At 36.3% G+C, this 278-nt stretch carries 1 protein-coding gene; it reads right to left on the bottom strand.

Translation table 11 applies throughout. The annotated features are described in order from the left end of the window. Window positions 1-236: AHH domain-containing protein (locus Xvie_RS20620; RefSeq protein ID WP_244175769.1), on the bottom strand; the 236-nt coding region annotated here is incomplete at its 3' end. Between the last annotated feature and the right edge of the window lie 42 nt (window positions 237-278).

Genomic DNA, 278 nt, shown 5'->3' with positions numbered 1-278 from the left:
CTAATTATGTTTCCATCCATCATGCCTTTTTTGGCTATATCTTGTATGTTAGCTACTTGCTTCGATATTGCCTCTTTGGATTGCTTAAGGTCTATTCTATCTAAAGCATTTCTCATTGCATCTGTATATCCATTATGGTTGCCTTGGTGCCTTGTCATTGCACTGACACCGTCATCAACTTTTCTCAAAAATATGCCGTTGGCAGCAACATCAATATCATAATCGATTTTTTTCAACGTCGTATAACTTCGTATAATGTATGCTATACGAAGTTATGC

Origin of the sequence: Xenorhabdus vietnamensis (assembly GCF_002127535.1) — a bacterium.
GTDB lineage: Bacteria > Pseudomonadota > Gammaproteobacteria > Enterobacterales > Enterobacteriaceae > Xenorhabdus > Xenorhabdus vietnamensis.
The sequence above is the reverse complement of the archived record's forward strand: the minus strand, read 5'-3'. Positions and strand labels throughout refer to the sequence as shown.